Source organism: Stutzerimonas kunmingensis (assembly GCF_002929225.1).
Lineage (GTDB): Bacteria > Pseudomonadota > Gammaproteobacteria > Pseudomonadales > Pseudomonadaceae > Stutzerimonas.
The window spans coordinates 780,843-806,776 of record NZ_PISM01000014.1; the positions used below are offsets into that span (position 1 = coordinate 780,843).

A 25,934-nucleotide genomic window follows, 5' to 3' on the forward strand; every position below is an offset into this window, starting at 1 on the left:
CAACGAACCGGTCGCCATGGTGAACGGTCCCAATCAGTAGGCGCCTCATTCGAGAGGCGGACATCTGCTGCCGAATCTGGACAGTCTGCGTGCCGAAGCGGCCGATTACGAAAGTCTGCTATTCGAGGGTGGCTTCATCGTTTCGCGGCCCGAGGAGGAGGGCGGCAATGGCGAGAATTTCGTCCTGACCGAGCGCGGCTCGCGTTTGCTGGCGATCCTTGACGATCCGCAGGAGGCGCAGCGCCAGCACCTGGCGGACAAGGGCGATGCGGCGCTGGTGCCGGAAGTGTTCGACGAGATGGCGGCCGGTCGCCCATGACCGGCGTTGTCGTCACAGGCGAAAGCCATCGGCGATGTAGCCGGCGAGCGTTTCGCTGACCGGCGACTGCTGCTGCGGGTTGCGCAGCAGCACGATGCTGGTCTGAGGCAGGCGCGGCAGGCCCTCCTTTTCACCGAGTATCTGCAGATCGGCAGGAATCAGGCTCTGCAGCTGTGCGGTCAGCGCCAATCCTGCACCCACGATCGCCATGATCGCCGACAGGCTCGGGCTGCTATAGGCGATCCGGTACTCGATTTCCCGCGCATCCAGCGCATTGCATACCCAGGCGCGACAGAAGCAATCGGTATTGAACGTTGCCAGCGGCAGGGGGCGATGCTCATGCAGGTCAAAGCCCGGGGCGGCGGCCCAGACGACGTGCTCCTGGCGCAGCAACTGGCCGATCTCGGTGCCCGGTTCGCGGGTGACGATGCTCAGGTCCAGATCCCGTCGCTGCAACAACTGGGTCGATGGCTCGCAATGCACCTCGACTTGCACCAGCGGATACGCCTGGGCGAAGCGCGAAAGAATGCCGGGTAGAAAACGCATGACGTAATCGTCTGGCGTGCCGATGCGCACCGCGCCGACCATGTGTGGCTGGCGCAGGGTGGTCATGACTTCGCCGTGCAGTTTGAGAATGCGCCGCGCGTAGCCCAGCAGTATCTGGCCCTCGGCAGTAAACCTGACCTGCCGACCGTTGCGCTCGAATAGCGGGCGCTGTAACACATCCTCTTCCAGGCGTTTCATCTGCATGCTCACCGCCGACTGGGTGCGGTTCACCGCGGCTGCGGCACGGGTGAAGCCACCGTGGTCGGCGATGGCCACGAAGCTGCGCAGCAGTTCGGTGTCGATATTCGGGTAGTTGGCCATTCATCAATCCTCGAGATGCAAGGCATCAGGAACATTCGTTGGATTGATCTTAATCCGGGCGCGAGACTGACGCCAACCCAACTGGAGGGCGTCGTGATGAACATGCACAAAGTCGCTTTGCAATCTTTCCATCTGCCGAAGGCACTTCGGGCACCCGCGCCGGGATTGCTGCGACAGGCCTGGCACAAGCTGCAGCGCTGGAACGAACTGGCACGCCAACGGCGCCAGCTGGCCGCGCTCGGTGACGACGTGCTCAAGGACATCGGCCGCAGCCGTGCCGATATCGAATGGGAAGCGAACCGGCCGTTTTGGGACGACCCTGATCGTCAGTGACCCAGCACCAGCTTTTGAATCCCCAGCGACAGGCTGACGGTGACCAACATCAGCGCGAACAGGCGCTGCAGCAGACTGCTGTTGAGGTATTGCGCCAGGCGATTACCGGCCAGCACGCCGAAGGCACCGCCCAGCGCCAGGCCACCGAGCAGCGGTAGCGGTGGCTCGGCATCGGTGAGGTAGAGCAGGAAGCCACCGCCGCTGACGACGGCGATCACCGCCATCGAGGTGGCGATGGCGCTGAGCAGCGATAGCGAAGTAAACCAGAGCAGCGCCGGGACGATGAGAAAGCCGCCGCCGACACCCATCAGCCCGGAGAGCAGGCCAACGCCAACGCCGATGCCCAGCAGCGCCATCTGTCGGTCCTCGACGTTCTCCTTGGCCGGCAGGTTGGCGCCGCGCCACATGCGCCAGGCGGACCACAGCACCAACAGGCAGAAACCGATGATCAGTGCGCGCTCCGGTATGAACTGCCCGAGCCATTGACCGGTAGCGTTGCCCGGCAAGCCGCAGACAGCCAGCAGCATGACCGGGCGCCAGGCGATCTGGCCGAGCCGTGCCCGCGGAATCGCGCCGATGAGTGCGGACATGGCCACCGCACCGAGGCTGACGCCGATGGCATCGCGCAATGGCAGGTGCAGGCTGAGTAGCAGGGGCAGGGCGACCAACGAGCCACCGGCGCCGGTGAGGCCAAGCAACAGGCCGAGAATGAGGCCGATGCCCAGTGCTTCCAGCAGTAGAACGTCCATCAGGCAAAGCTGCCGGATGCCAGGGGAATGGTAGGGACCGTATCGGTTTGCATGCGTGCTCCGTCGTCAGCGTTCCATCGTCCATCGTTGGTACGCTCGCGCTGGCGAGCGTTTCTTGGATGAACGGCGGGTCGCAGCGGTGCCACGCACCCGCCGACGGAGTGTACGGCCTATCAGCGTGGCAGGGCACGGCTGAGGGTGAAGGCGCCGCGCAGATCGCCCTCGCGAAACCCGCGGGCCTGATCCTGCGGGTAGTGCTGGTCGATCAGCTCCACCAGCTCCGGCTTGATCTTTTCGCCGTGACAACCCAGGCAGGCCTCAGCGGTGCCGATCGCCTGCATGTAGCGGTACTCGCCTGCCACTATCTCACCATGCTTGAGCTGTTCGATCGGTTCACCTGCAGCCGAACGCTTGGCGAACTGCTCCAACACCGAGCGCTCCCAGGTGTCTGGCGCGTTGTCCGGATTGCGCAGCTTCAGCGCCGTGCGGCCTACCTTCCAGGGCGCCTGGCTATGCTGGCTGGCGATTTCCGGCGCGAGAAGACGGCATGCCTTGACGGCTTCCGCCGGGCCACCGTCTGCCATCGCCTGCTTGACCGTGCCAAGCAACTGCTGCTGGAACGGTGGAATCAGGCTGGCAGCCTCGCCGCGCAGCTGCTCGGTATCGACGTCAGGCGCGGCGTGGGCCTGCAATGCAAACCAGCCGAGCGTCAGCAAAGACAGTGATTTCATGATGCCTCCCAGGATGTGAAGTATAGTGGGGGGAGTATCCGTGCGGACGGCGCACGATGCAAGCCACAGCCTGCGGTAGGCAGCGGCTCGGGCATCGGAACGTCTCAGGTACCGCGAATCAGCTTGCGTAGCAGGAAACGATTGGGGTGGCAGGCTTCGGCGACGTCCCGAGGCAGCGGCAACGGTTCGTCGTCCAGCCAGGCGGCCAGCAGCTCGCCGGACAGCGGGGCGCTGATCATTCCGCGCGAGCCATGTGCAGTATTGACGTACAGCCCGTCGAGCCACGGGCAGGGCGCGTGTAGCGACTGACGGGCGTTCTTGCCCAACGCCGCATAGGTTTCGGCGAAGGCGTCGGGCTCGGCCAGTGGCCCGATCAGCGGCAGATAGTCCGGGCTGGTACAGCGAAATGCCACGCGCCCATCCAGCATCTCAGTACGCTGCGGGTCCGCCTGCAGACGCTCGTACAGGTCCGCTGAAATCTGCTCGAGCATTTCCAGATTCGCCTGGTGTTCGGCGACGCTGGGGGTATCGTCGGTCTGCTGGAAGTTGAAGCTGGCACCCAACGTGTGCGTGCCATCTCGGGGTGGTGCGACGTAGCCCTTGGCGCACAGCACGGTGCGCAGCTGGCCGCTCTGGGTGTTCGCCGGCAGGCAGGAAATCTGCCCGCGAATACGCTTGAGCGGCAGCCAGGCGCTCTGGCTGAAACGCGCGGCGTCCGCCGCGCCGGTCAGGATCACCACGGGCGCTTCGGCCAACAACGCTTGGCCGCCCAGCACCTGCCAGGATTGCCCGTTGCGGCGCAATTCGAGCGCTTCATGATGCCTGTGCAGCTCGATTCCCGGTCGCCGCAGCAGCCATTGGCATAGCGCCGGTGGGTTGGCCCAGCCGGCTTCGGGGTAGAACAATCCGCCCTCGGCCAGGGCCACTCCGGCCAGCGCCTCAGCGGCTTCGCGCGACAGCGGATGGACCAGCGAGGCCGGGAAGGCTGCCGCCAGCTCGGCCTGGCGTTCGCGCTCCTTTTCGTCGTAGATCAGTTGCAGTACGCCGCATGCCTGCCAGTCCTGGCCTGCTTGCAGATTGCTCAGCAACCGGCGCGTGTAGCTGAAGCCGCTGACCACCAGCCGCGACAGTGCGGTGCCGTGGGCAGAAAGCTTGAGGTAGAGCACGCCTTGCGGGTTGCCCGAGCCTTCCTGTGCCGCCGCGGCGTGACGCTCGAGCACGGTCACCTTCCAGCCGCGAGCGGTCAGCGATGCAGCCGTCGCGCAGCCGGCCAGGCCGGCGCCGACAATTACCGCGTGGCGTTCGGCCGTCGTATAGCCCGGGCGAGCGAACCAGGGTTTGTCCGAAATGCTGACGTTGGCGGCTCGCAGGCGCCCGCGCAGAATCTCGCGTTTGTGGCCGTAGCCGGGCACCCGCTGCATGTCGAAGCCGGCCTCGATCAGGCCGCGCCGCACAAAGCCGGCGCTGGTGAACGTGCCCAGCGTTGCGTCGGGCGCGCAAAGCCTGGCCAGCTCGGCGAACAGCATCGGTTGCCACATCTGCGGATTCTTCGCCGGGGCAAAGCCGTCGAGGAACCAGGCATCGACCTGCGCATCCAGGCTTGGCAGGCATTCGAGCACGTCGCCGATCAGCAGGGTCAGCACAACGCGGCCGCCAGCGAAGACGAAACGCTGATAGCCCGGATTCAGCGCCACGTACTGTTGCAGCAGTTGCTCAGACTGCTCTCGCAGCTCTGGCCACAGGGCCAGTGCGCGCTGCAGGTCCTCGCGGGTCAGCGGGTGTTTTTCGACGCTGATGAAGTGCAGCCGCGCCTGCGGGTGGGCTACGCGCTCGAACAGATGCCATGCACAAAGAAAGTTCAGCCCGGTACCGAAGCCGGTCTCACCAATCACCAGGCGCTGGTTGTCCTGTAGCGCGGCGAAGCGTTGGGGCAGATCGTTCTGCGTGAGGAACACATGTTCGGTCTCGGCCATGCCGCTGGCGCGGGAGAAGTACACGTCGCCGTACTGGCGGGACTGCGGCAGGCCGTTCTCGTCCCAGTCGAGTTCGGCATGCTGGAAGGCGTCGGAAGCGGGGTGGTCGTTCATGCTGGTTCCTGAAAGAACGGTGCAACGCGATGGGCGTCGCCGGGCGCAGATGAGGCACCCGGCACGGTCGATCAGCCGTCGACCTGGATTTCCTGCTCCAGGCGGCTGATGGCTGCGTCCAGCTCATCGAGCGCGGCCTCGCTGTCCGGATGGTTCTGCTTGAGCAGCGTCTCGCTCTGCTGACAGGCGTTGCGCAACTGCGGCACGCCGCAATAACGGGTGGCGCCATGCAGGCGGTGCACGCGCTCGATCAGCGCCTGGCGATCCCCTGCCTGGCGGGCTTCGCGAATGGTTCGGCGGTCGCCTTCCAGTGACTGCAGCAGCATGCCGAGCATGTCATCGGCAAGATCGGCCTTGCCTGCCGCCAGGCGCAGGCCTTCTTCCTCATCCAGCACTTTCAGGGTCGGTTCAGCCTGCTGCGGCGGCTCCGCTGCACGCTGCGGCTGGCTGCGCAGGGCCAAGCCGGTCCACTTCAGCACCACCTGGGCGAGCTGCCGGTCGCTGATGGGTTTGGTCAGGTAGTCGTCCATGCCGCTCTGCAGCAGCGAGCGTTTCTCGTTTGCCAGTGCATGAGCCGTGAGCGCGATGATCGGTAATGGCGCGCTGTTGTTGGTGTGCTCCCAGTGGCGAATGGCTTCGGTGGCCTGTCGGCCGTCCATGCCGGGCATTTGCACGTCCATCAGGATCAGGTCGAACGCATGCTGCTTGACCGCGTCCAGCGCGGCGGGGCCGTTATCCACCGCAACGACTTCGGCGCCCATATCGCCGAGCAGCGTTTTTACCAGCAGCAGGTTGGCCGGATTGTCATCCACGCAAAGCACACGCGCCGGTCGATCGGGCGCCGCCGCGGTGGGTTCCGGATAGCTTTGGTTGGGGCGTACCAGCGCCACCAGTACGCGTTGCAGCTTGCGCGTGCAGGCGGGTTTGCCCTGCAGCTGGGTATAGCTGTGGGCTTCCGGGAGGGCGTCGTGGTAGTGGCCCTGCTCGGTGGTCGGGCACAGCACCACGCATTTGCAGCCGAGCGCCTCGATCTCCATCAGGCGCCTGCTGAGCGCGTCCGGCTCGATTTCGCGGCCGGTGACGCCGAGCACGGCGAGGTCGATCAGCTGGCTGCCCTGGCGCTGAGCGCTGATGGTTTCCTGCATCTGGTCGAGGGTATCGAAGGTGTGCACTTCGAGGCCGAGGCTTTCCAGCTGATGCTGCAATGCCTGGCGGGCCAGTGGGTGCTGCTCCAGCAATGCGATCCGCCGGCCCTGCAAAGCCGGGTGCGGCAGGTCTTCGATGTCGTCCCGTGCCTTCGGCAGGCTGAGGCTGATCCAGAACTCGGAGCCTTCGTCGGGGATGCTGTCGACACCGATCTCGCCGCCCATCTGCTCGATCAGTCGTTTGGAAATGACCAGTCCAAGGCCGGTACCGCCTGGCTGGCGCGACATGGAGTTGTCCGCCTGACTGAAGGCCTGGAACAGCGCGCGCAGGTCCTGATCGGTCAGGCCGATGCCGGTGTCCTGCACGCTGATGCGCAGCTGGGCGCGATCGGTATTGTCGTCCTCGACCATGGCGCGGACGGCGATGGTGCCTTCGTTGGTGAACTTGATCGCGTTACTGATCAGATTGGTCAGCACCTGTTTGAGGCGCAGCGGATCGCCCAGCAGCGACAGCGGCGTGTCGCGATAGACCAGGCTGACCAGCTCCAGATGCTTGGTGTGTGCAGCCGGGGCGAGGATGGTCAGTGTGTCCTCGATCAGATCACGGAGGTTGAACGGGACACTGTCGAGCACCAGCTTGCCGGCCTCGATCTTGGAGAAGTCGAGTATCTCGTTGATGATTCCGAGCAGGCTGTCGGCGGACTGCTCGATGGTGCCCAGATAATCCTGCTGGCGCGGAGTGAGGTCGCTTTTCTGCAGCAGCTGGGTGAAGCCGAGGATGCCGTTCAGTGGCGTGCGGATCTCGTGGCTCATGTTGGCGAGGAATTCGGATTTGATCCGGCTGGCCTCCAGGGCCTCCTTGCGCGCCAGGTCCAGTTCGATGTTCTGGATCTCGATGGTTTCCAGGTTCTGCTGCACATCCTCGGTGGCCTGGTCGATGCTCTGCTGCAGTTCTTCACGGGCGCTGAGCAGTGCTTCGGCCATGCGGTTGATGCCGGACGCCAGCTCATCCATTTCATGGCTGCCCAACGGCGGCAGGCGGGTTTCCAGATGGCCGTCCTTGAGTTGGGCGACCGCGGCCTTGACGCGCTGCAGCGGCAGGCTGATGGCGCGGCTCATGCGCAGCGCGAGCAGCGCGGTGATGATCAGCCCCGCGCCGACCAGGAACAGGCTGGTCAGCAGGCTGCGATAGCCGCGCAGCAGGGTGTTGTGGTGTGACAGTTCCAGCTCCAGCCAGCCGATGAGCTTTTCTTCCGGCCCGCGGGCTTCGTCGGCGAGGTTGAGGTGACGGCTGAGCACCGGCATCAGGATGCGCGTATGGTCCATGCTGCTGACGCGGGTCAGCCCTTCCGGATCGCCCGGTGGCGGCGGGGTCAGCATTCGCGGGCCGGCGTGTACGCGTTGAACGCGTTCGGGATCGAGAATGGTCACGGCGCGGACGTCGGCCTGATCCAGCACCTGGGTCAGGATGCGCTGCAGGCGTTTGTCGTAGCCCAGATTCATGGCAGGCGCGGCCAGTGGCGCCAGCTGCTCGGCGATGAGCTGGCCGCGCTCGTCGAGCTGGTGGCGCATCTCGGACAGCTGCATCCAGGTGAAGTAGGCACCGAGCACCACCGCCAGCAAGGTGCTGGGCAGCAGCGTCAGCATCAGCACGCGGCCACGAATTCCTAGGTCTTTCAGCACAGTCCGTCCACCGATCCTGATTGCAGCGCGCTAGTGTAGCGACTCGGCTCGGTGGAATCTGCACGCCAGGTCTAGCCGTGGCGTCGCAGCCTCAGTCGAGGCCGCGGATTTCCTTGCCGTTGAAGTCCGGCAGTTTCCAGTGGAAGGTCATCGCCAGGACGCGGAACAGGAAGCCGCTGCCCAATGCTGCCAGAGTGGCCAGCGTGGTATTGATCTCCAGCCACAGCATGCCGACGTAGAAGACACCGGTGAACAGCGCGACGGTGGCGTACAGCTCGCGCTGCAGGACCATCGGCACCTGGTTGCACAACACGTCGCGCATCAGCCCACCGAAGATGCCGGTGATGACGCCAGCCAGTACGACGATGGACGGGTGCGCGCCCATGCCCATTGCCACATCGCAGCCGATCACGGTGAACGCTACCAGGCCGAGGCCATCCACCAGCAGGAAGACCATGCGCAGGTGATGCAGGTGGCGGGCGATGAAGCCGGTGACGATCGCCGCGCCGATGGTGAAGGTCAGATACTCCGGGTGAGCGATCCAGCCGACCGGATAATGACCGAGCAGCACGTCCCGCGCGGTGCCGCCACCCAGCGCCGTCACGGTGCCGAGAAGGCAGATGCCGAACAGGTCCATGCCGCGGCGCATGCCCATGATGGCGCCGGACATCGCTTCGGCCGTGATGGCGATCAGGTAGATGGTATGCAGCAGTTCCACGACGATACTCCGGACGGGCTGGGCTGCACGCCAGTGGGGCGCTGCAGCGAGGGATGCGCGATTATGGAGCAATGATGGCTAAATTTGTCGTGGCTAAGTATTTTTAGGCCATCCAAACATTTTCTTAATCGGCAGGTTGCATGAATCTCGATCCGAAGCAGACCGAAGCGTTTCGCACGGTGATCCGTACTGGCAGCTTCGAACAGGCTGCGCAGCGCCTGCACCTGACGCCACCGGCGATTTCACAGCGGGTGCGCGCACTGGAGAGTGCGCTGGGCAGCGCCTTGGTTGTGCGCAGTCGACCCTGCCGACCCACCGAAACCGGTCAGCGCCTGCTGCAGTACCTCAAACGCGCCACCCTGCTCGAGGCCGATCTGCTGGCGGACCTCGCCGAGCGCAGCGATGCGCCACTGGTCGTGGTCGCGGCGCTCAATGCCGACAGCCTGGGCACCTGGTTCTTTCCGGCGCTGGCCGAGGTGCTGATCCGCGAGCGGGTCTTGCTTGATCTCACCGTCGAGGACCAGGATCACACCTACAGTCTGCTGGAGACGGGTCTGGCGATCGGTTGCATCAGCACTGAGCCCAAGCCGATGCGTGGCTGCACGGCCAGCCCGCTGGGCAGCATGCGCTACCGACTGGTGGCATCCAGCGAGTTCCGGCAGAAGCATTTTGCCAACGGGCTGACCCGCAACGCCGCGCGCAAGGCGCCGGTGGTCGCCTACACGCGCAAGGACACCCTGCAGTCGTCGTTCCTGCTGCGCCGCTTCGGGCTGCCGGACGGCGCCTATCCCTGCCATTTCGTCCCCGGTGCCGAACCGCATTTCAGCGCGATTCGCTACGGGCTGGGGTACGGGATGGTGCCGGAACTGTTGCTGCATGATGCGTTGCAGACTGGCGAGGTGGTCGATCTGGCGGCCGACGAACCGCTGGAAATTGCCCTCTACTGGCACACCTGGAAGGTGCAATCACCGCGTATGGAGCACCTTTCGCGGCAGATCATCGAAGCGGCGCCGAAGATCCTCGCGCGGCCATAGTCTGATCGGGAGGGTCGGCGGGTGAGCCGATGTCGTGCCGGACAGGCAGAGACGGTCTGCCCGTCGTCGAGCGTTGCCGGTATCATGGCAACCTTTTCCGCTGCCGTGCGACGCCATGACTACACACTATCCGACCATTGCCGATTGCATCGGCAACACCCCGCTGGTTCGCCTGCAGCGGATGCCGGGTAAGACCAGCAACACCATTCTGGTCAAGCTCGAGGGCAACAATCCGGCCGGTTCGGTCAAGGATCGCCCGGCGCTGTCGATGATCAACCGTGCCGAGATGCGCGGCGACATCCAGCCCGGCGATACCCTGATCGAGGCGACCTCCGGCAATACCGGGATCGCCCTGGCCATGGCGGCGGCGATCAAGGGCTATCGGATGGTCCTGATCATGCCGGACAACTCCACGGCCGAGCGTAAGGCGGCGATGACCGCCTATGGCGCCGAGCTGATCCTGGTCAGCAAGGAAGAGGGCATGGAAGGTGCCCGCGACCTGGCGTTGAAGATGCAGGCTGAAGGTCGCGGCAAGGTGCTCGATCAGTTCGCCAACGGCGACAACCCGGAAGCGCACTACAACAGCACGGGGCCGGAGCTCTGGCGGCAGACTCACGGCAGCATCACCCATTTCATCAGCTCCATGGGTACCACCGGAACCATCATGGGCGTCTCGCGCTACCTCAAGGAGCAGAACGCCGCGGTGCAGATCGTCGGGCTGCAGCCGATGGAGGGGGCGGCTATCCCCGGCATCCGCCGCTGGCCGCAGGAATACCTGCCGAAGATCTATCAGGCCGAGCGCGTCGACCGCGTCGTCGACATGTCGCAGGCCGAGGCCGAGCAGGCCATGCGCCGTCTGGCCCGCGAAGAAGGCATCTTCTGTGGCGTGTCCTCCGGTGGCGCCGTTGCCGCGGCGTTGCGTCTGTCGCAGGAGGTCGAGAACGCGGTGATCGTGGCGATCATCTGCGACCGCGGCGACCGCTATCTGTCGACCGGTGTGTATGACGCGCCCAATTGACTCGCGCATCAGCGGTGCGCTCCCACGCGCCGCATTGCGTCGCCCATGACATTTTCAACGAACACAACAGCGCAGGTTTCAGCTGATGGCCAAACGTAACGGCGCTCTGCGCTTTCAACCTAGCGGCGGCGAGCGCAAGCCCCAGGTGCCGGTCGGCAAGAAGCAGCGCCTGATTATCGAGCGACTGGCCAATGATGGGCGCGGCATTGCCTTCATCGAGGGGCGCACCTGGTTCGTCGAAGGCGCGCTGGCTGGCGAAGAGGTCGAGGCGCGCGTGCTGGCTGCGCGCAGTCAGATCGTCGAAGCGCGCTGCGAGCGCGTGCTCCAGGCCAGTGCGCAGCGTCGGGCCGAACCCTGTCCGCATGCTCGCCGATGTGGCGGCTGCAACCTGCAGCATGTGCCCGTCGCCGATCAGCTTGCGCTGAAACAGCACACGCTCGCCGAGCAATTGGCGCGGGTGGCCGATCTGCAGCCGGAGGTATGGACCGAGCCGCTGGTGGGACCGGCTTTCGGCTATCGCCGTCGCGCTCGGTTGGCGGTGCGCTGGGACATCAAGCGCAAGCATCTGGACATCGGTTTCCGCGCCAGCGCCAGCCAGGAAATCGTCTCCATCAGTGAATGCCCGGTTCTGGTACAGCCCTTGCAGTCGCTGCTGCCGGCATTGCTGGCCGCATTACATGATCTGAGCAAGCCGCAGGTTATCGGCCACGTCGAACTCTTCAGTGGTACGGCCGAGGCGGTGCTGATCCGCCACACCGCAGCCTTGTCGGAAACAGACGTGGCACGGTTGCGCAGCTTCGCCACCGACAATGGAGCGCAGCTCTGGTGGCAGGGCGAAGGTGAGCCTGAATCGGATGATCCCGCGGCGACGCTGGGTTACCGACTGGATGCCTGGGATCTGGAGCTGGCCTGGCGTCCGGGCGATTTCGTCCAGGTCAACGCGCCGGTCAATGATGCGATGGTCGCTCAGGCTCTGGAATGGTTGGACGTCGGCCAGGATGAGACAGTGCTTGATCTGTTCTGCGGGCTAGGCAATTTCAGCCTGCCGCTGGCGCGCTCGGGCGCTCAAGTAGTGGGTGTCGAGGGTGTAGAGACGATGGTTACGCGGGCGCAGGAAAATGCCCGTCGCAATGCTCTGGCGCACGCGCACTTTTATCGGGCCGACTTGTCGAAGCCGCTGGCTGACGCACCCTGGGCGCGCAATGATTTTGCCGCGGTGCTGCTCGATCCGCCGCGCGACGGCGCGCTGGAAATCGTTCGACAAATGTCGAAGCTGAAGGCGCGGCGCGTGGTCTATGTTTCATGCAATCCGGCCACCCTGGCGCGCGATGCGCGCGAGCTGGCCAGCCAGGGATATCGCCTGAAGCGTGCGGGTGTGCTGGACATGTTCCCGCAGACCGCCCACGTCGAGGCCATGGCGTTGTTCGAGCGGGGTTAGCGCTCGACGCTGCATTCTTGACAGGCGAATTGCCTGTGGTTCAACCGACCGGCACGCAGAATGCCGGCGTTCATGGCGCATTAGCTGCGCAGAAGGGAAGGTTTAGATGGTACAGGTCAGAGCGCTTCAGCCGATCAATACGGACGGTAGTATCAACCTGGATGGCTGGCTCGATCATGTGCTGGGGATGGACCCGGCACTCGACCGCGCGGCTCTTAAGGAGGCCTGCGAGTTTGCCCGCGAGGCGGAACAACAGGCCAATGCGGCGCAGAACCTCTGGAGTGAAGGCACCTCCAGCTACCAGATCGGCCTCGAGATCGCCGAGATCCTCGCCGACCTCAAGCTGGACCAGGACAGCCTGGTCGCCGCCGTTATCTACCGTGGCGTGCGTGAAGGCAAGATCCAGCTGGCCGATGTGAACCAGCGTTTTGGCCCGGTGGTGGCCAAGCTGGTCGAAGGCGTGCTTCGCATGGCGGCGATCAGCGCCAGTCTCAACCCACGCGAATCGCTCGTGCTCGGCTCCCAGGCGCAGGTGGAAAATCTGCGCAAGATGCTGGTGGCCATGGTCGATGACGTGCGCGTCGCGCTGATCAAGTTGGCTGAACGCACCTGTGCCATTCGCGCGGTGAAGCTGGCCGACGACGAGAAGCGTCAACGGGTCGCCCGCGAAGTCTTCGATATCTACGCGCCGCTGGCCCATCGCCTGGGCATCGGCCATATCAAGTGGGAGCTGGAGGACCTGTCCTTCCGCTACCTCGAGCCCGAGCAGTACAAGCAGATCGCCCAGCTCTTGCACGAGCGTCGCCTCGATCGCGAACAGTACATCCAGAACGTCGTGCAGCAGCTCAGGGACGAACTGACTGCGACCGGCATCCAGCCCGACATCGACGGGCGTGCCAAGCACATCTATTCCATCTGGCGAAAGATGCAGAAGAAGGGCCTGCAGTTCAGCCAGATCTACGACGTTCGCGCCGTTCGCGTGCTGGTGCCGGAAGTCCGCGATTGCTACACCGCGTTGGGGATCGTGCATACCCTGTGGCGGCACATTCCGAAGGAGTTCGACGACTACATCGCCAACCCCAAGGAGAACGGCTACCGCTCGCTGCACACCGCGGTGATCGGCCCGGAGGGCAAGGTGCTGGAGGTGCAGATTCGCACCCACGCCATGCACGAAGAGGCCGAGCTGGGCGTCTGCGCGCACTGGCGCTACAAGGGCACCGATGTCAATTCCGGCTCCGACCATTACGAGGAGAAGATCGCCTGGTTGCGTCAGGTGCTCGAATGGCACGAAGAGCTCGGCGACATCGGTGGCCTGGCCGACCAGCTGCGGGTGGATATCGAGCCGGATCGGGTCTACGTGTTCACCCCGGACGGCCATGCCATCGACCTGCCCAAGGGCGCTACGCCGCTGGACTTCGCCTATCGGGTGCATACCGAGATCGGCCACAACTGCCGCGGCGCCAAGATTAACGGGCGCATCGTGCCGCTCAACTACAGCCTGCAGACCGGCGAGCAGGTGGAAATCATCACCAGCAAGCACGGCTCGCCGAGCCGCGACTGGCTGAACCCGAACCTGGGTTACATCACCACCTCGCGCTCGCGGGCGAAGATCGTCCACTGGTTCAAACTGCAGGCTCGTGACCAGAACGTCGCCGCCGGCAAGGCACTGCTGGAGCGCGAACTGGGCCGTCTGGATCTGCCGCCGGTGGACTTCGACAAGCTGGCCGAAAAAGCCAACCTGAAGAACGCCGAGGACATGTTCGCCGCGCTGGGTGCTGGCGACCTGCGCCTGGCGCACCTGGTCAACATGGCGCAACAGCTGGTCGAGCCGGAGCGCGGTTACGACCAGCTGGAGCTGATTCCGCGGCGTTCGGCACCGTACAAGCCGGGCAAGCGCGGTGACGTGCAGATCCAGGGCGTCGGCAACCTGCTGACGCAGATGGCCGGCTGCTGCCAGCCGCTGCCGGGCGACCCCATCGTCGGTTACATCACCCAGGGCCGCGGTGTCAGCATCCACCGTCAGGACTGCCCGTCGGTGCTGCAACTGGCCGGGCGCGAGCCGGAGCGGATTATCCAGGTCAGCTGGGGGCCGGTACCGGAGAAGACCTATCCGGTGGAAATCATGATCCGTGCCTACGACCGCGCCGGCCTGCTGCGCGACATCTCGCAGATGCTGCTCAACGAGCGCATCAACGTGCTGTCGATGAACACCCGCTCGAATAAGGAAGACAGCACCGCGCAGATGACGCTGACTATCGAGATTCCGGGGCTGAATGCCTTGGGTCGCTTGCTCAGCCGTATTTCGCAGCTGCCGAACATCATCGAAGCCAAGCGCCAAAGAGCCACGTAAGGCGCAGCACAGCGGCGGCGCCTACTGCGCCATGGTGGATGGTTGAAGCGTCATCCACCCTACGATGCAATACGGTTTTGGGGCGTTTTGCCCGAGACCGAACCGTGGGGTGGATGTCGTTTTTTACATCCACCGTGATGTCATCAGCGTCCCTCACCAGCCTTCGATTCGCTGAGGAATCCTATGTACCAACTCAACGATCTCCTGCACCTGATGGCCCGGTTGCGTGATCCGCAGCATGGTTGTCCGTGGGACCTGCAGCAGAACTACGCGAGCATCGTGCCGCATACGCTGGAAGAGGCCTACGAAGTGGCCGATGCCATCGAAAGCGGCGACTTCGATCATCTGCCCGGCGAGTTGGGTGACCTGCTGTTTCAGGTCGTCTACTACAGCCAGCTGGCCCGGGAGGAAGGGCGTTTCGAGTTCGCCACGGTGGTCGATGCCATCACCCGCAAGCTGATCCGTCGCCACCCCCACGTGTTCCCCGATGGCGATCTGTACAGCTCGCCGGAGCTGCCGCGCCTCGATGAAGCGGCCATCAAGCAGCGCTGGGAGGAGATCAAGGCCGAAGAGCGTGCCGAGAAAGCGGCCGCACCTGAACAATTGTCCCTGCTCGATGACGTGCCCAGCGCGCTGCCGGCGCTCAGCCGGGCCGCGAAACTGCAGAAGCGCGCGGCGCAGGTCGGTTTCGACTGGCCCGAGGCGCTGCCGGTGGTGGACAAGGTGCGCGAGGAACTCGGCGAAGTGCTGGAGGCAATGAGCGAGAACGATCCGCAAGCCATTGCCGAAGAGCTTGGCGATCTGCTGTTCGTCGTGGTCAACCTGGCGCGCCATCTCAAGGTCGATCCGGAGAACGCCTTGCGTGCCGCGAATGGCAAGTTCGAGCGGCGTTTTCGCTTCATCGAGCAGGCCTTGCGTGAAGGGGGGCGGCCAATCGAGAACTGCGATCTCGAAGAGCTTGACGCGCTCTGGGGCGAGGCGGAGAAGGCCGAACGATCGCCGTCCTGCGCCTAACTGTACTTTCCGGGTGGATGTGTCTTTTCACATCCACCACAATGCCGCTCGGTGGGCGGCCGAAGCGTCCACCCGCGTCCCACTTGAATTCACGACGAGACGAGCCGAAACATGAGTCTTTCCCTCCGTGATCAGCTGCTCAAAGCCGGGCTGGTCAACGAAAAGCAGGCCAAGCAGGCCGTCAAGCAGAAGCAGAAGCAGCAGCGCCTGGAGAAGAAAGGCCAGGTCGAGAAGGACGATTCACAACGCGAAGCGGCACTGAAGGCGCAGGCGGAAAAGATCGCTCGCGATCAGGAGCTCAACCGCCAGCAGCAGCAAAAGGCCGAACAGAAGGCCCGTACAGCGCAGATCAAGCAGTTGATCGAGACCAGCCGTCTGCCGAAGCTGACCACCGAGGATTACTACAACTTCGTCGACGACAAGAAGGTCAAGCGGCTGTCGGTGAACAAGCTGATGCGTGAGAAGCTGGCCAGCGGCTCGCTGGCAATCGTTCGTCATGGCGGCGGCTACGAAGTGATCCCGCGTGAAGCGGCGCTTAAGATTCAGGAGCGCGACCCGCAGCGGGTGGTGCAGCTCAACATCCGCACCGAAGAGCCGGATGCCGACGATCCCTACGCCGCCTATCAGGTGCCGGACGACCTGATGTGGTAATCCGCTGGGGCAGGTCGGCCGCCCGACGGAAGGTTGGATAGAAAGCGCCTGCCCCGACTCTACTACAGACCAGCCCGCAGCTGCGGGTTAATGCAGTGGAGGACGTTATGGACGCTCGATCGAATCGCTATTTCCACGCCGCCGAAACCGATGGCTGGCACGCCGCCGGCATTCCGGGTGATCCGGAGGAGCCAGGCGTTCCCACCCAGCCGTCCGAGCCCGGCGAGCCCACCGTGCCCGACCAGCCGCCACCCGCACCTGTCGCCTGACCATTGGCGAGAGGGTCTGACGCGGCTTCCTCCCCGGAGGCCGCTCCGTTCCCGGTTTTTTCAGCTCATTGAATCCAAGGAGCCGGCCTGCTGAGCACGTCATCGGGCTCTGCTCTGCGCGCGCTTTCCTGCGCATCGGCCGCCCCCTTGCTATCGCCAAGCCAGCCGCCGCGAGTCCAAGAGATACCTTCCACTCGCGACAAAGCTGCTACCGTTTAAGTGAGGGACCGAACTGCCGACGCCGGATGGGTCTAAGAACTTACAAAAACCAAATTGCGCGTTATTACGCACGACGGGTTTCTTTAAGGCGAGGGGCACTTTCATGACGACTTGGATCATTGCGTACAACAAAGACGGCAACACCGCGACATTGAAGATCGACTCGGCGCACCAGCCGGATATCGATGAGGCTGTGGAACTGGTGAGTCGCAAGGCAGAAGAGCTGTATCTGGATCAGGAGATCGAGCACGAGCACGAGCCCGATCTGGAGGACACCCCGGCCACACGCCTGGCCGAGCGTTATGGCATCACCATCACGGGCATATCCCAGGCCTGACCGGCGCAGGGCGTCTCAGCGGCCAGACCTCTCCATCCCCGATCACATAAATCTGCCAGTTGTCTTCGGCTGCCACCGTCATCGTTCCGGTGAAGTTGCCGAAGGCCGGCAGCAGGCTGAGCCGCGCTCCGATGCAAAAGCACGGCAGGCGCAGGCGCTGGCGGCCGCGGCCATGTAGCTGAAAGGCTGGATGTACGTGGCCAGCGAGTACGTGATGGGTCGGATGCGGGTCCGGCTCATGCTGCAGGGCATAGGGGCCGAGCAGTAACGGCTCGCTGACTACGCTTATGTCTAACTCGCGCGGTGGGTCGCCGGCACGGCGGTCGTGGTTGCCACGCACCAGCGTGATGTCCAGTTGCGCATGTTGCGCACGCCATTCGGCCAGACGGGCCAGCGTGGATGGTGCACGGGACTCCGGCGCGTGCAGGAAATCACCGAGAAAGATCAGCTGGCGGCAGGCGTACCGCGCCAGCAGATCGTCCAGCTGGCGCAGGTTAGCGTCGGTGGTGCCGTGGGGCACGGGCTGGCCCAGGCGCCGGTAGGCTGCGGCCTTGCCGAAATGTATATCTGCTATCAGCAACGCCTGCTGCTCAGGCCAGTAGACGGCCTTTTCCGCAAGCAACCAGAGCGTACTGCCGGCCAGTTCGATGGGCTGGTAAGGATTCATGTGAGACATGGGCGTGCTGAGGCTAGCGTCATGGGGCGCGTTTCGGCTTCCTGAGGCGTGGCGTGCCGTCCTTGGTCTGCCGCGGTTTGCGCTTGGGCGCGGTTTCACGTTCGACCATGATGCTGGCATTCGCTTCCGGCTGATAGCCGCCGGGACCAGCCGCCTTGTCCAGCTCGGCGACCATGCGGCGGATGCGGTCGGCGAGTTTTTCCGAACTCATGCTTTCGCGAAAGCGTTCGACCATCAACGGAAACGCCAACGGCGTGGTGCGTTTGACCTGATGGATGTCCAGTTGGCGCCCTTGCAGCCGGCTCATGGTCTGCTCCAGCCGCTCGACCTCCAGCTCCTGCCGCAGCACTTCTTCCTCGGCCTGGGTCAGTAAAAGGTTGGCCGGGTCGTATTGGCGGAACACGTCGAAGAACAGGCCGCTGGATGCCTGCAGCTGGCGCGCGCTCTTCTGCGCGCCGGGGTAGCCAGAGAAAACCAGCCCCGCGATGCGCGCGATCTCCCGGAAGCGCCGGCGTGCCAGTTCGCCTGCATTGAGACTGGCGAGCACGTCCTGCAGCAGATTGTTCTGGCTGAACAGTTCGGGCGTCAGCCATTTCAGCCAGTCCACCTCGGTCGCAGAAAGCAGTTCGAAACCGTAGTCGTTGACCGCAATCGAAAAGGTTAGCGGCTGCTGCTGGCCCATGCGCCAGGCCAGCAGGCTTGCGAGGCCCAGATGTACGTGGCGGCCGGCGAAAGGGTAGAGGAACAGGTGCCAGCCCTCGCGGGACTTCATCACCTCGGCCAGCAGCGTGGTTTCCGTGGGCAGCGCGGACCAGTCCATCTGTACACGGAGCAAGGGCTCGACCAGGCGCATCTCGTCGCTTTCGAAACGGCCACGCGAGGCGGCGCCGAGTTGTTCCACAACCGCATCGGCCAGTTCGCTCGATAGCGGCATACGGCCGCCGTTCCAGCGGGGCACGGCGGCCTTCTTACCCGTGGCGCGGCTGACGTAGGCAGTCATGTTCTCGACCCGCACCAGCTCCAGCAAACGGCCGCCGAAGAGGAAGTTGTCGCCCGGGCGCAGGCGCGCAATGAAGCCTTCCTCGATAGTGCCCAGCGAGCGGCCGCTGCCGCCCTTGGCCCAGAACTTCACCGTCAGGCTGGCATCGCTGACGATGGTGCCGATGCTCATGCGATGGCGCAGCGCCACACGGCGGCTCGGTACTTTCCACAGCCCGGTGTCGTCCGGCTCGACACGCTGGTAATCCGGGTAGGCGGTCAGGGAATGTCCGCCGTGCCGTACGAAGGCCAGCGCCCATTGCCAGTGATCGTCAGTGAGATCGCGGTACGACCAGGCCTGCCTAACCTCATCGAACAATTCTTCCGGACGAAACCCACCGCCCAGCGCCATGCTCACCAGGTGCTGCACCAGTACGTCCAGTGGTCGGTGGGGCGCGCTGCGGGCTTCGATGCGGCGTTCGGCGATGGCGACCTGGGCGGCCGCGGCTTCCACTACTTCGACGCTGTGTGTAGGCACCAGCGTGACGCGGGAAGTCCGACCCGGCGCATGCCCAGAGCGACCGGCCCGCTGCATCAGCCGCGCCACGCCCTTGGGCGAGCCGATCTGCAAAACACGTTCGACCGGCAGGAAATCCACGCCCAGATCCAGGCTGGAGGTGCAGACCACGGCCTTGAGCGCGCCCTGCTTGAGGCCCAGTTCGACCCAGTCGCGCACCTCGCGTGCCAGCGAGCCGTGGTGCAGGGCGATCAATCCGGCCCAGTCCGGCCGCGCATCCAGCAGCGCCTGATACCAGATTTCCGACTGCGAACGGGTATTGGTGAACACCAGGGTAGTCGCGGCGGAATCGATCTCTTCGACCACCTGCGGCAGCATGCGCAGGCCGAGATGACCGGCCCAGGGGAAGCGCTCGATGCTCGGCGGCAGCAGGGTGTCGACGCGCAGGTCCTTGTCCATCTTGCCCTGCACCAGCCTGCCGCTGCCGGGGTGCAGCAGCACGTCCAGCGCGTGGGGCTGGTTGCCGAGGGTGGCGGAAAGGCCCCAGACGATCAGCTCCGGCATCCACTGACGCAGGCGCGCCAGGGCCAGTTGCAGTTGCACGCCGCGCTTGTTGCCCAAGAGCTCGTGCCATTCGTCCACCACCAGCATGCGCAAACCGGCGAAGGCCTGGCGTGCATCGGCGCGGGTCAGCAGCAGGGTCAGGCTTTCCGGTGTGGTGACCAGCGCGCTGGGTAGCCTTCGGCCCTGGCGCGCACGCTCGGAACTGCTGGTATCACCGGTGCGCAGGCCGATGCTCCAGTTGATGCCGAGATCATCCAGCGGTGCTTGCAGAGCCCGCGCGGTATCGGCCGCCAATGCGCGCATCGGGGTGATCCAGAGCACCGTCAAAGGCGCTGGCTTGTCCGTCGCGGTGGAAGAGGGTGCCTTGGTCGCAAAGCGATTCAGGGCTCCGAGCCAGACAGCGTAGGTCTTGCCGGAGCCGGTGGTGGCGTGCAGCAGCCCCGATTCGCCATGGCCTATCGCTTGCCACACCTCCTGCTGGAACGGGAAGGGTTGCCAGGCACGGCTGGAAAACCAGCTCGCAGCGAGGCTCTCGGCCCCGTCCCTCACCCCCAGCCCCTCTCCCGGAGGGAGAGGGGAGTGATCGTGTGGCTGCTCGGCATCTTCGTCTGGCATGGCTCCGGTCTTGCTCTCTCTGGGGGAGGGCCGGGGTGCGGGCTGGCTCACGTCCGGGTCGCCTAACGCTTCCCTCACGCCCGCCCCAGGGGGGCGATCGCGCGGTTGCTCAGCGTTCTCGCCTGGCACTGCTCTGCTCTTGCTCCCTCTCCCTCTGGGAGAGGGTTGGGGTGAGGGCTGAGCGGGTGCCGGGTGACTTGGTTTCATCCCAGCAATTCCCGCAGGGTGGCTAGCGTATCGGCCTCATCCACAGGCTTGTCGAGGCGCCAGCGCAGCATGCGCGGGAAGCGCACGGCGATGCCGCTTTTGTGCCGGCTGCTGGCCGCGATGCCTTCGAAACCCAGCTCGAACACCAGCGTCGGCGTCACGCTGCGCACGGGGCCGAACTTTTCCACGGTTGTCTTGCGTACGATGGCGTCGACCTTGCGCATTTCCTCGTCGGTCAGCCCGGAATACGCTTTGGCGAAGGGCACCAGCTTGCGCTCCGGGTCGCAGGGCTCGCCGTCCCAGACGGCAAAGGTGTAGTCGGTGTAGAGGCTGGCGCGGCGCCCGTGCCCGCGCTGGGCGTAGATCAGCACGGCGTCGATCGAATACGGGTCGATCTTCCATTTCCACCAGACACCCACGTCCTTTGTCCGGCCGACACCGTACTGCGCCGCGCGGGCCTTGATCATCATCCCTTCGACGCCGCGAGCACGGGACGCTTCGCGCTGGCGGGCGAGATCGTGCCAGTCATTCCCGCTCACCAGCGGCGAAAGCATGAGCCTGGGATTGGCGCACCGGCCGACCACAGTTTCGAGCTGTTGCCGCCGATCGCGGTGGGCGCGCTGGCGCCAGTCGTCGCCTTGCCATTCCAGCAGGTCGTAGGCGAGCACCGCGACCGGGGCGTCAGCCAGCACTTTCGCCGTGAGATTCTTGCGGCCGATACGCTGCTGCAGCAGAGAGAAGGATTGCACGCCGAAGCGTTCGGTTGTTTCTGAATCATCGCTATCGGAATGTTCGAAAAGATTGGTCGTAGGCTCTCCGGAGGCGTGTTTCCAGACCAGAATCTCGCCGTCGATCACAGTACCGTCCGGCAGTTCGCTGGCCAGCTCGCAGAGTTCCGGGAAGCGCTCGCTGACCAGCTCCTCACCACGCGACCAGACCCAGATCTGCCCGTCGCGTTTGACCAGCTGCGCACGGATGCCGTCCCACTTCCATTCGACGAACCAGTTCTCTGGCGCGCCGAGCAGGGTGTCGAACTCCTCGACCGGCGCCTGTAGCGGATGGGCAAGAAAGAAGGGGTAGGGCTGGCCGCCGCGCTGCGCATGTTCGTGTTCGGACTCGTCGGCAATCAGCGCGAGGTAGCCTTCGGCGCTGGGACGGTGCGACAGGTCGGTATAGCCAACCAGCCGCTGCGCGACCCGTTTCGGATCGAGATCGACCAGCGAGGCCAGCGCACGAGTGACCAGCAATTTCGACACGCCCACACGAAAGGCGCCGGTGATCAGTTTGATGCAGACCATCAGGCTGAGCCGGTCCAGCTGCGCCCACAGTGCCGGCAAGCGCTCGGTCAGCTCCTCTGGTGGCATCCCGCGCAGGGGTAGCAGCTTGTCCTGCATCCATACGGCGAGGCCATCGTCGGAGCTGTGCTCGGCCTCGGGCATCAGCAGCGAGATGGTTTCGGCCATATCACCGACGGCCTGATAGCTTTCCTCGAACAGCCATTCCGGCAAGCCAGATGCCTGCATGGCGGTTTCGCGCAATACCCTGGTCGGCACAAGTTGGCGAGGTCGACCGCCGGAAAGGAAGTAGACCGCCCAGGCGGCGTCAGCGGGATCGGCCTCGCGGAAATAGTCGCGCATTGCCGCGAGCTTGGCGTTGCTCGAGGTGGTCGCGTCGAGGCGGCTATAGAGCGTGGCGAACGCTTTCATGCGGCGCCTCCGTACCGGTGTGGTGCGGCCGGTTGCGCGCAAGCTCGCTCCTACAAGGCGGGGTGGTGATCCGCCGAGTCATTCGGCCTCCTGGGTGTTCGCATCGTCTTCCTCGCCATACTCGGTCTCGAATGCCTGCGCATCGAGCCCGCGCATCTCACGCAGATAACGGACCAGGATCGGAACGGAACCGTGAGTCACCATTACCCGCTCGGCACCGGTCTGTTCGATGGCCCAGAGCAGCCCTGGCCAGTCGGCGTGATCGGAGAGCACGAAGCCGCGGTCGACCCCGCGTCGACGACGGGTGCCGCGCAACATCATCCAGCCGCTGGCGAAGGCATCGGCATAGTCACCGAAACGACGCATCCATGTGCTCCCGCCAGCTGACGGCGGCGCGAGGATGATGGCCTGCTTCAGCCGAGGGTCGCCCTTTTTCAGGTCGCCGGCATAAATGGTCGGTGGAAGATAGACACCGCCTTCGCGATAGACCTTGTTCAGTGGCTCCACAGCGCCATGGACGACGATGGTGCCGATGTTCTCATCCAATCCGTGAAGGATGCGCTGCGCCTTGCCGAAGGCATAGCAGAACAGCACCGAGGCTCGCCCGGCCGCGGCGTTGGCGCGCCACCAGTCATTGATGTCGCGGAATACCTCGGCCTGGGACGGCCATTTGTAGATCGGCAAACCGAAGGTCGATTCGGTAATGAAGGTGTGGCAGCGCACCGGCTCGAACGGGGCGCAGGTGCCGTCCGGCTCGACCTTGTAGTCGCCTGAGGCCACCCAGACCTCGCCCTTGTATTCCAGTCGCACCTGAGCCGAGCCGAGCACATGGCCGGCCGGGTGGAAGCTGAGCTTTACGCCGTGATGTTCGACGGACTCACCGTAGGCCAGCGTTTGCAGCGGCATATCGGCGGCGATGCGTGAACGCAGAATGCCTTCGCTGTCGCTTGAAGCCAGGTAATGGCCCATGCCCCAGCGCGCGTGGTCGCCGTGGGCGTGGGTGATGACGGCGCGATCGACCGGACGCCAGGGATCGATGTAGAAATCACCGGGTGGGCAGTAGAGGCCTTCGGGACGAGCAACGACAAGATCCATGACGACTGGCAGTTCGATGGGCTTGCAGGGTTGGAGCCCGGCGAGGCGTTTGGAGTTCGCTCGCCGGGCTACCTGGGCTGATCGGGAGTCAGCGGATTCGTCCTTCCTGCAACTCCAGATCCTCCTTGGCGAAGTCGTCCACGTCGATGACTTTGCGCCGTGCGAGTTCTGCCATCTGCAGCTGCTCGGCCTCCACGGCATCTATGACGCCGGCAGCCAGCGCGGCATCGATCGAACTTTCGCCAGCGGCCGGCATGACCGCGCCGGACTTGAGCGCCTTGGCCAGCTTCTTCGCTGCGTCCTGGCTGGTGGCGAGGATTTCGAAAGCGTGCTTCAGCGCGCCGAGCGGCTGCTCGGGATCCTGCGGGCGGTACATGCCATCGAGGATGCGCTCCAAAGCCGGATCGCCTTCCGGGCGGCCGAGGAGGGCGGCGACCTCGGCGTCCAGGACGTCGGACGGCCCCTTGTGGCGCGCACCGAAGGGGAACACCAGAGCATGCAGTAGGTGCCCGAGAATGCGGTTGGGGAAGTTGGCCAGCACGTCCTGCAGGGCGGATTCGGCCTTCTCCAGGCAGTCCTCCAGCGCCCAGCGCAGCAGCGGCTCCTGTTCAGTCGGATGGCCGAGGTCATGGAACTGCTTGAGTGCTGCGGAGGCGAGATAGAGATGGCTGAGCACGTCGCCCAGGCGCGCCGACAGCCGCTCGCGACGCTTGAGCTCGCCGCCGAGCAGCATCATCGACAGATCGGCAAGCATCGCGAATGCCGCGGCGATGCGATTGAGCGCGCGGAAGTAGGGTTGCGTGACGCTCGTCCCTGGCACTCGCCCCATCAGACCGAAGCTCAGCCCCAGTAGCAGGGTGCTGGCGGTGTTGCTGACGGCGAAGCCGATGTGCTGCATCAGCAAGTCGTCGAACTTCACGACTGCGGCTTCGCGATCCGGCTCGTGGACCAGCTCCATTTCGCGCAGCACGAACGGATGGCAGCGGATTGCGCCCTGGCCGAAGATCATCAGGTTGCGCGAGAGGATGTTGGCACCTTCCACGGTGATGGAGATCGGCGCCGACAGCCACAGGCGTCCGAGGTAATTGTTCGGGCCGAGGATGATGCCCTTGCCGCCGTGGATATCCATGGCGTCGGTGATGCAGGCGCGGCCGCGCTCGGTGAGGTGGTACTTGAGAATAGCCGATAGCACCGAGGGCTTCTCGCCCAGATCGACGGCATTGGCGGTGAGGATTCGCGCCGCGTCCATCAGCCAGGCGTTGCCGCCGATGCGTGCCAGTGGCTCCTGAATGCCTTCGAAGGCGGCGAGCGGCACGTTGAACTGCTCGCGGACCTGCGCATAGCGACCGCTCACGTAGCTGCAGACCTTGGCGGCGCTGGTGCCGGTCGCCGGCAGGGAGATCGAGCGGCCGACCGACAGGCAGTTCATCAGCATCATCCAGCCTTTGCCGATCATGTCGCGGCCGCCGATGATCGCATCCAGCGGCACGAAGACATCCTTGCCCCAGTTCGGCCCGTTCATGAAGGCCGCACCCAGTGGCAGGTGGCGACGGCCGATGTCCACGCCGGGAGTGTCGGTGGGGATCAGCGCCAGGCTGATGCCGAGTTCTTCCTCATCGCCCAGCAAGTGATCCGGATCGTAGGTCTTGAAGGCCACGCCGAGCAGGGTCGCCACCGGGCCGAGGGTGATGTAGCGCTTCTCCCAGTTCAGCCGCAGACCGAGCACCTCTTCGCCCTGCCATTGGCCGCGGCAGATCACGCCGCTGTCGTTCATGGCGCCGGCGTCGGAGCCGGCGTATGGGCCGGTGAGGGCAAAGCAGGGAATGTCAGTGCCATTGGCCAGGCGCGACAGGTAGTGGTTGCGCTGCTCATCGGTGCCGTAGTGCATCAGCAGCTCGGCCGGACCGAGAGAGTTGGGCACCATCACGGTGCTGGCCAGGTCACCGCTGCGGGTGGCGAGTTTCATCACGATCTGCGAGTGGGCGTAGGCGGAGAAGCTCTTGCCGCCATATTCCTTGGGGATGATCAGGGCGAAGAAGCCTTCAGCCTTGATGTAGTCCCAGGCGGCGGGCGGCAGGTCCATGCGCTGGGCGATATCCCATTCGCTGACCAGGGCGCAGAGGGTTTCGGTAGGGCCGTCGAGGAAGGCCTGTTCTTCATCCGTGAGGCGCGCCTTCGGATAGCCGAGCAGGGTGTCCCAGTCCGGCCGGCCGCTGAACAGCTCGCCGTCCCACCAGACGGTGCCGGCGTCGATGGCGTCGCGCTCGGTGGCGGAAATCGGCGGTAGCACCTTCTTGAACCAGTCGAACATCGGCCCGCTGAAGTACTTGCGGCGCACGTCTGCGACCAGCAATGGCACCGCAATGGTGATCAAGGCGAGCCAGAGCAGGAATACCACCACCCCGGAGGTGTCGGCAGCGGTCATGAAGACCAGGTAGGTGGCGACGATCACCAGTGCCGGCACCGGCGACAGGCGCAGGTGGGCGATTACGGCAATGCCGAGGAGTAGAACCAGCAACCAGAGCAGCGTCATGAGTCTTATCCTTTCAGGTTCGAACAGCTTCCGTCTTCAGCATAGGCGCTTGCGCCGCTGCAGCGAAGGGACGAGGTGTCG

The 25,934-nt window shown here is 64.6% G+C and carries 20 protein-coding genes and 1 pseudogene; 10 read left to right on the forward strand and 11 right to left on the reverse strand.

Annotated elements, in window-relative coordinates; translation table 11 throughout:
• Window positions 1-58 precede the first annotated feature (58 nt).
• A pseudogene (locus CW305_RS10225) lies at window positions 59-319 on the forward strand (transcriptional regulator); the annotation flags it as partial.
• Between the two features lie 12 nt (window positions 320-331).
• On the opposite strand, the gene CW305_RS10230 reads toward CW305_RS10225, so the two are convergent.
• A complete protein-coding gene (locus tag CW305_RS10230; RefSeq protein ID WP_003303972.1) occupies window positions 332-1,186 on the reverse strand; it encodes a LysR substrate-binding domain-containing protein in 855 nt (284 codons plus the stop codon).
• A 96-nt stretch (window positions 1,187-1,282) separates the two neighbouring features.
• Here CW305_RS10230 and CW305_RS10235 point away from each other — a divergent pair, with 96 nt between their 5' ends.
• Entirely contained in the window at window positions 1,283-1,519 is a 237-nt protein-coding gene (locus CW305_RS10235) for a DUF1127 domain-containing protein (protein WP_104097823.1), read from the forward strand.
• Here the strand turns inward: CW305_RS10235 and CW305_RS10240 are convergent.
• From CW305_RS10240 to CW305_RS10260, 5 genes are all read right to left on the reverse strand, one after another.
• Window positions 1,513-2,268 carry a sulfite exporter TauE/SafE family protein gene (locus CW305_RS10240; protein ID WP_023447116.1) on the reverse strand — a complete coding sequence of 252 codons (756 nt, stop codon included), beginning with the start codon at window positions 2,266-2,268 and terminating at the stop codon, window positions 1,513-1,515. The two genes, CW305_RS10235 and CW305_RS10240, sit on opposite strands and share 7 nt — an antisense overlap.
• Window positions 2,269-2,441: 173 nt before the next feature.
• Window positions 2,442-2,999, reverse strand: a complete 558-nt coding sequence (locus tag CW305_RS10245; protein ID WP_014820024.1) for a Tll0287-like domain-containing protein — start codon at window positions 2,997-2,999, stop codon at window positions 2,442-2,444.
• A gap of 104 nt (window positions 3,000-3,103) precedes the next feature.
• Entirely contained in the window at window positions 3,104-5,086 is a 1,983-nt protein-coding gene (mnmC, locus tag CW305_RS10250; protein WP_104097824.1) for a bifunctional tRNA (5-methylaminomethyl-2-thiouridine)(34)-methyltransferase MnmC2/FAD-dependent 5-carboxymethylaminomethyl-2-thiouridine(34) oxidoreductase MnmC1, read from the reverse strand.
• A 71-nt stretch (window positions 5,087-5,157) separates the two neighbouring features.
• Entirely contained in the window at window positions 5,158-7,914 is a 2,757-nt protein-coding gene (locus CW305_RS10255) for a response regulator (RefSeq protein ID WP_181063878.1), read from the reverse strand.
• A 91-nt stretch (window positions 7,915-8,005) separates the two neighbouring features.
• Complete coding sequence (locus tag CW305_RS10260) at window positions 8,006-8,632, reverse strand: trimeric intracellular cation channel family protein (protein ID WP_003283735.1); 627 nt, start codon at window positions 8,630-8,632, stop codon at window positions 8,006-8,008.
• A 140-nt stretch (window positions 8,633-8,772) separates the two neighbouring features.
• Between CW305_RS10260 and CW305_RS10265 the strand changes: the two genes are divergently transcribed.
• The 8 genes from CW305_RS10265 (at window position 8,773) to CW305_RS10295 (ending at window position 16,962) form a co-directional block, all read left to right on the forward strand.
• Window positions 8,773-9,666, forward strand: a complete 894-nt coding sequence (locus CW305_RS10265) for an HTH-type transcriptional regulator ArgP (protein WP_104097825.1) — start codon at window positions 8,773-8,775, stop codon at window positions 9,664-9,666.
• A 115-nt stretch (window positions 9,667-9,781) separates the two neighbouring features.
• Window positions 9,782-10,684 (forward strand): cysteine synthase CysM, encoded by a 903-nt coding sequence (cysM, locus tag CW305_RS10270; protein ID WP_045666620.1) that lies wholly within the window; start codon window positions 9,782-9,784, stop codon window positions 10,682-10,684.
• A gap of 85 nt (window positions 10,685-10,769) precedes the next feature.
• Window positions 10,770-12,122 carry a 23S rRNA (uracil(1939)-C(5))-methyltransferase RlmD gene (gene rlmD / locus CW305_RS10275; protein WP_104097826.1) on the forward strand — a complete coding sequence of 451 codons (1,353 nt, stop codon included), beginning with the start codon at window positions 10,770-10,772 and terminating at the stop codon, window positions 12,120-12,122.
• A 106-nt stretch (window positions 12,123-12,228) separates the two neighbouring features.
• Window positions 12,229-14,472, forward strand: coding sequence for a GTP diphosphokinase (relA, locus tag CW305_RS10280; protein ID WP_003303988.1), 2,244 nt, complete (start codon window positions 12,229-12,231; stop codon window positions 14,470-14,472).
• A 183-nt stretch (window positions 14,473-14,655) separates the two neighbouring features.
• Entirely contained in the window at window positions 14,656-15,486 is an 831-nt protein-coding gene (mazG, locus tag CW305_RS10285) for a nucleoside triphosphate pyrophosphohydrolase (protein WP_104097827.1), read from the forward strand.
• Between the two features lie 111 nt (window positions 15,487-15,597).
• Entirely contained in the window at window positions 15,598-16,137 is a 540-nt protein-coding gene (locus CW305_RS10290; protein WP_014820031.1) for a DUF2058 domain-containing protein, read from the forward strand.
• Window positions 16,138-16,244: 107 nt separating this feature from the next.
• A complete protein-coding gene (locus CW305_RS23415) occupies window positions 16,245-16,406 on the forward strand; it encodes a hypothetical protein (protein ID WP_023447123.1) in 162 nt (53 codons plus the stop codon).
• Window positions 16,407-16,728: 322 nt separating this feature from the next.
• Window positions 16,729-16,962 (forward strand): hypothetical protein, encoded by a 234-nt coding sequence (locus CW305_RS10295; protein WP_014820033.1) that lies wholly within the window; start codon window positions 16,729-16,731, stop codon window positions 16,960-16,962.
• Here the strand turns inward: CW305_RS10295 and pdeM are convergent.
• From pdeM to CW305_RS10320, 5 genes are all read right to left on the reverse strand, one after another.
• A complete protein-coding gene (pdeM, locus tag CW305_RS10300) occupies window positions 16,940-17,629 on the reverse strand; it encodes a ligase-associated DNA damage response endonuclease PdeM (RefSeq protein ID WP_023447126.1) in 690 nt (229 codons plus the stop codon). The two genes, CW305_RS10295 and pdeM, sit on opposite strands and share 23 nt — an antisense overlap.
• A 28-nt stretch (window positions 17,630-17,657) precedes the next feature.
• On the reverse strand, window positions 17,658-20,312 hold the full coding sequence (locus tag CW305_RS10305) for a ligase-associated DNA damage response DEXH box helicase (RefSeq protein ID WP_245890984.1): 2,655 nt from the start codon (window positions 20,310-20,312) through the stop codon (window positions 17,658-17,660).
• Window positions 20,313-20,515: 203 nt separating this feature from the next.
• A complete protein-coding gene (locus CW305_RS10310) occupies window positions 20,516-22,225 on the reverse strand; it encodes an ATP-dependent DNA ligase (protein ID WP_104097829.1) in 1,710 nt (569 codons plus the stop codon).
• A gap of 78 nt (window positions 22,226-22,303) precedes the next feature.
• Entirely contained in the window at window positions 22,304-23,320 is a 1,017-nt protein-coding gene (locus CW305_RS10315) for a ligase-associated DNA damage response exonuclease (RefSeq protein WP_044314965.1), read from the reverse strand.
• Window positions 23,321-23,408: 88 nt separating this feature from the next.
• Window positions 23,409-25,853 carry an acyl-CoA dehydrogenase gene (locus tag CW305_RS10320; RefSeq protein ID WP_104097830.1) on the reverse strand — a complete coding sequence of 815 codons (2,445 nt, stop codon included), beginning with the start codon at window positions 25,851-25,853 and terminating at the stop codon, window positions 23,409-23,411.
• Window positions 25,854-25,934: the final 81 nt, after the last annotated feature.

Bases quoted from the DNA above. Each gene is read 5' to 3' on its own strand.
- mazG (WP_104097827.1), top strand. From the start codon at position 14,656: ATGTACCAACTCAACGATCTCCTGCACCTGATGGCCCGGTTGCGTGAT.
- CW305_RS10310 (WP_104097829.1), bottom strand. From the start codon at position 22,225: ATGAAAGCGTTCGCCACGCTCTATAGCCGCCTCGACGCGACCACCTCG.
- CW305_RS10245 (WP_014820024.1), bottom strand. From the start codon at position 2,999: ATGAAATCACTGTCTTTGCTGACGCTCGGCTGGTTTGCATTGCAGGCC.
- mnmC (WP_104097824.1), bottom strand. From the start codon at position 5,086: ATGAACGACCACCCCGCTTCCGACGCCTTCCAGCATGCCGAACTCGAC.
- rlmD (WP_104097826.1), top strand. From the start codon at position 10,770: ATGGCCAAACGTAACGGCGCTCTGCGCTTTCAACCTAGCGGCGGCGAG.
- pdeM (WP_023447126.1), bottom strand. From the start codon at position 17,629: ATGAATCCTTACCAGCCCATCGAACTGGCCGGCAGTACGCTCTGGTTG.
- CW305_RS10290 (WP_014820031.1), top strand. From the start codon at position 15,598: ATGAGTCTTTCCCTCCGTGATCAGCTGCTCAAAGCCGGGCTGGTCAAC.
- relA (WP_003303988.1), top strand. From the start codon at position 12,229: ATGGTACAGGTCAGAGCGCTTCAGCCGATCAATACGGACGGTAGTATC.
- CW305_RS10230 (WP_003303972.1), bottom strand. From the start codon at position 1,186: ATGGCCAACTACCCGAATATCGACACCGAACTGCTGCGCAGCTTCGTG.
- CW305_RS23415 (WP_023447123.1), top strand. From the start codon at position 16,245: ATGGACGCTCGATCGAATCGCTATTTCCACGCCGCCGAAACCGATGGC.
- CW305_RS10240 (WP_023447116.1), bottom strand. From the start codon at position 2,268: ATGGACGTTCTACTGCTGGAAGCACTGGGCATCGGCCTCATTCTCGGC.
- CW305_RS10320 (WP_104097830.1), bottom strand. From the start codon at position 25,853: ATGACGCTGCTCTGGTTGCTGGTTCTACTCCTCGGCATTGCCGTAATC.
- CW305_RS10235 (WP_104097823.1), top strand. From the start codon at position 1,283: ATGAACATGCACAAAGTCGCTTTGCAATCTTTCCATCTGCCGAAGGCA.
- CW305_RS10265 (WP_104097825.1), top strand. From the start codon at position 8,773: ATGAATCTCGATCCGAAGCAGACCGAAGCGTTTCGCACGGTGATCCGT.
- CW305_RS10305 (WP_245890984.1), bottom strand. From the start codon at position 20,312: ATGCCAGACGAAGATGCCGAGCAGCCACACGATCACTCCCCTCTCCCT.
- cysM (WP_045666620.1), top strand. From the start codon at position 9,782: ATGACTACACACTATCCGACCATTGCCGATTGCATCGGCAACACCCCG.
- CW305_RS10295 (WP_014820033.1), top strand. From the start codon at position 16,729: ATGACGACTTGGATCATTGCGTACAACAAAGACGGCAACACCGCGACA.
- CW305_RS10315 (WP_044314965.1), bottom strand. From the start codon at position 23,320: ATGGATCTTGTCGTTGCTCGTCCCGAAGGCCTCTACTGCCCACCCGGT.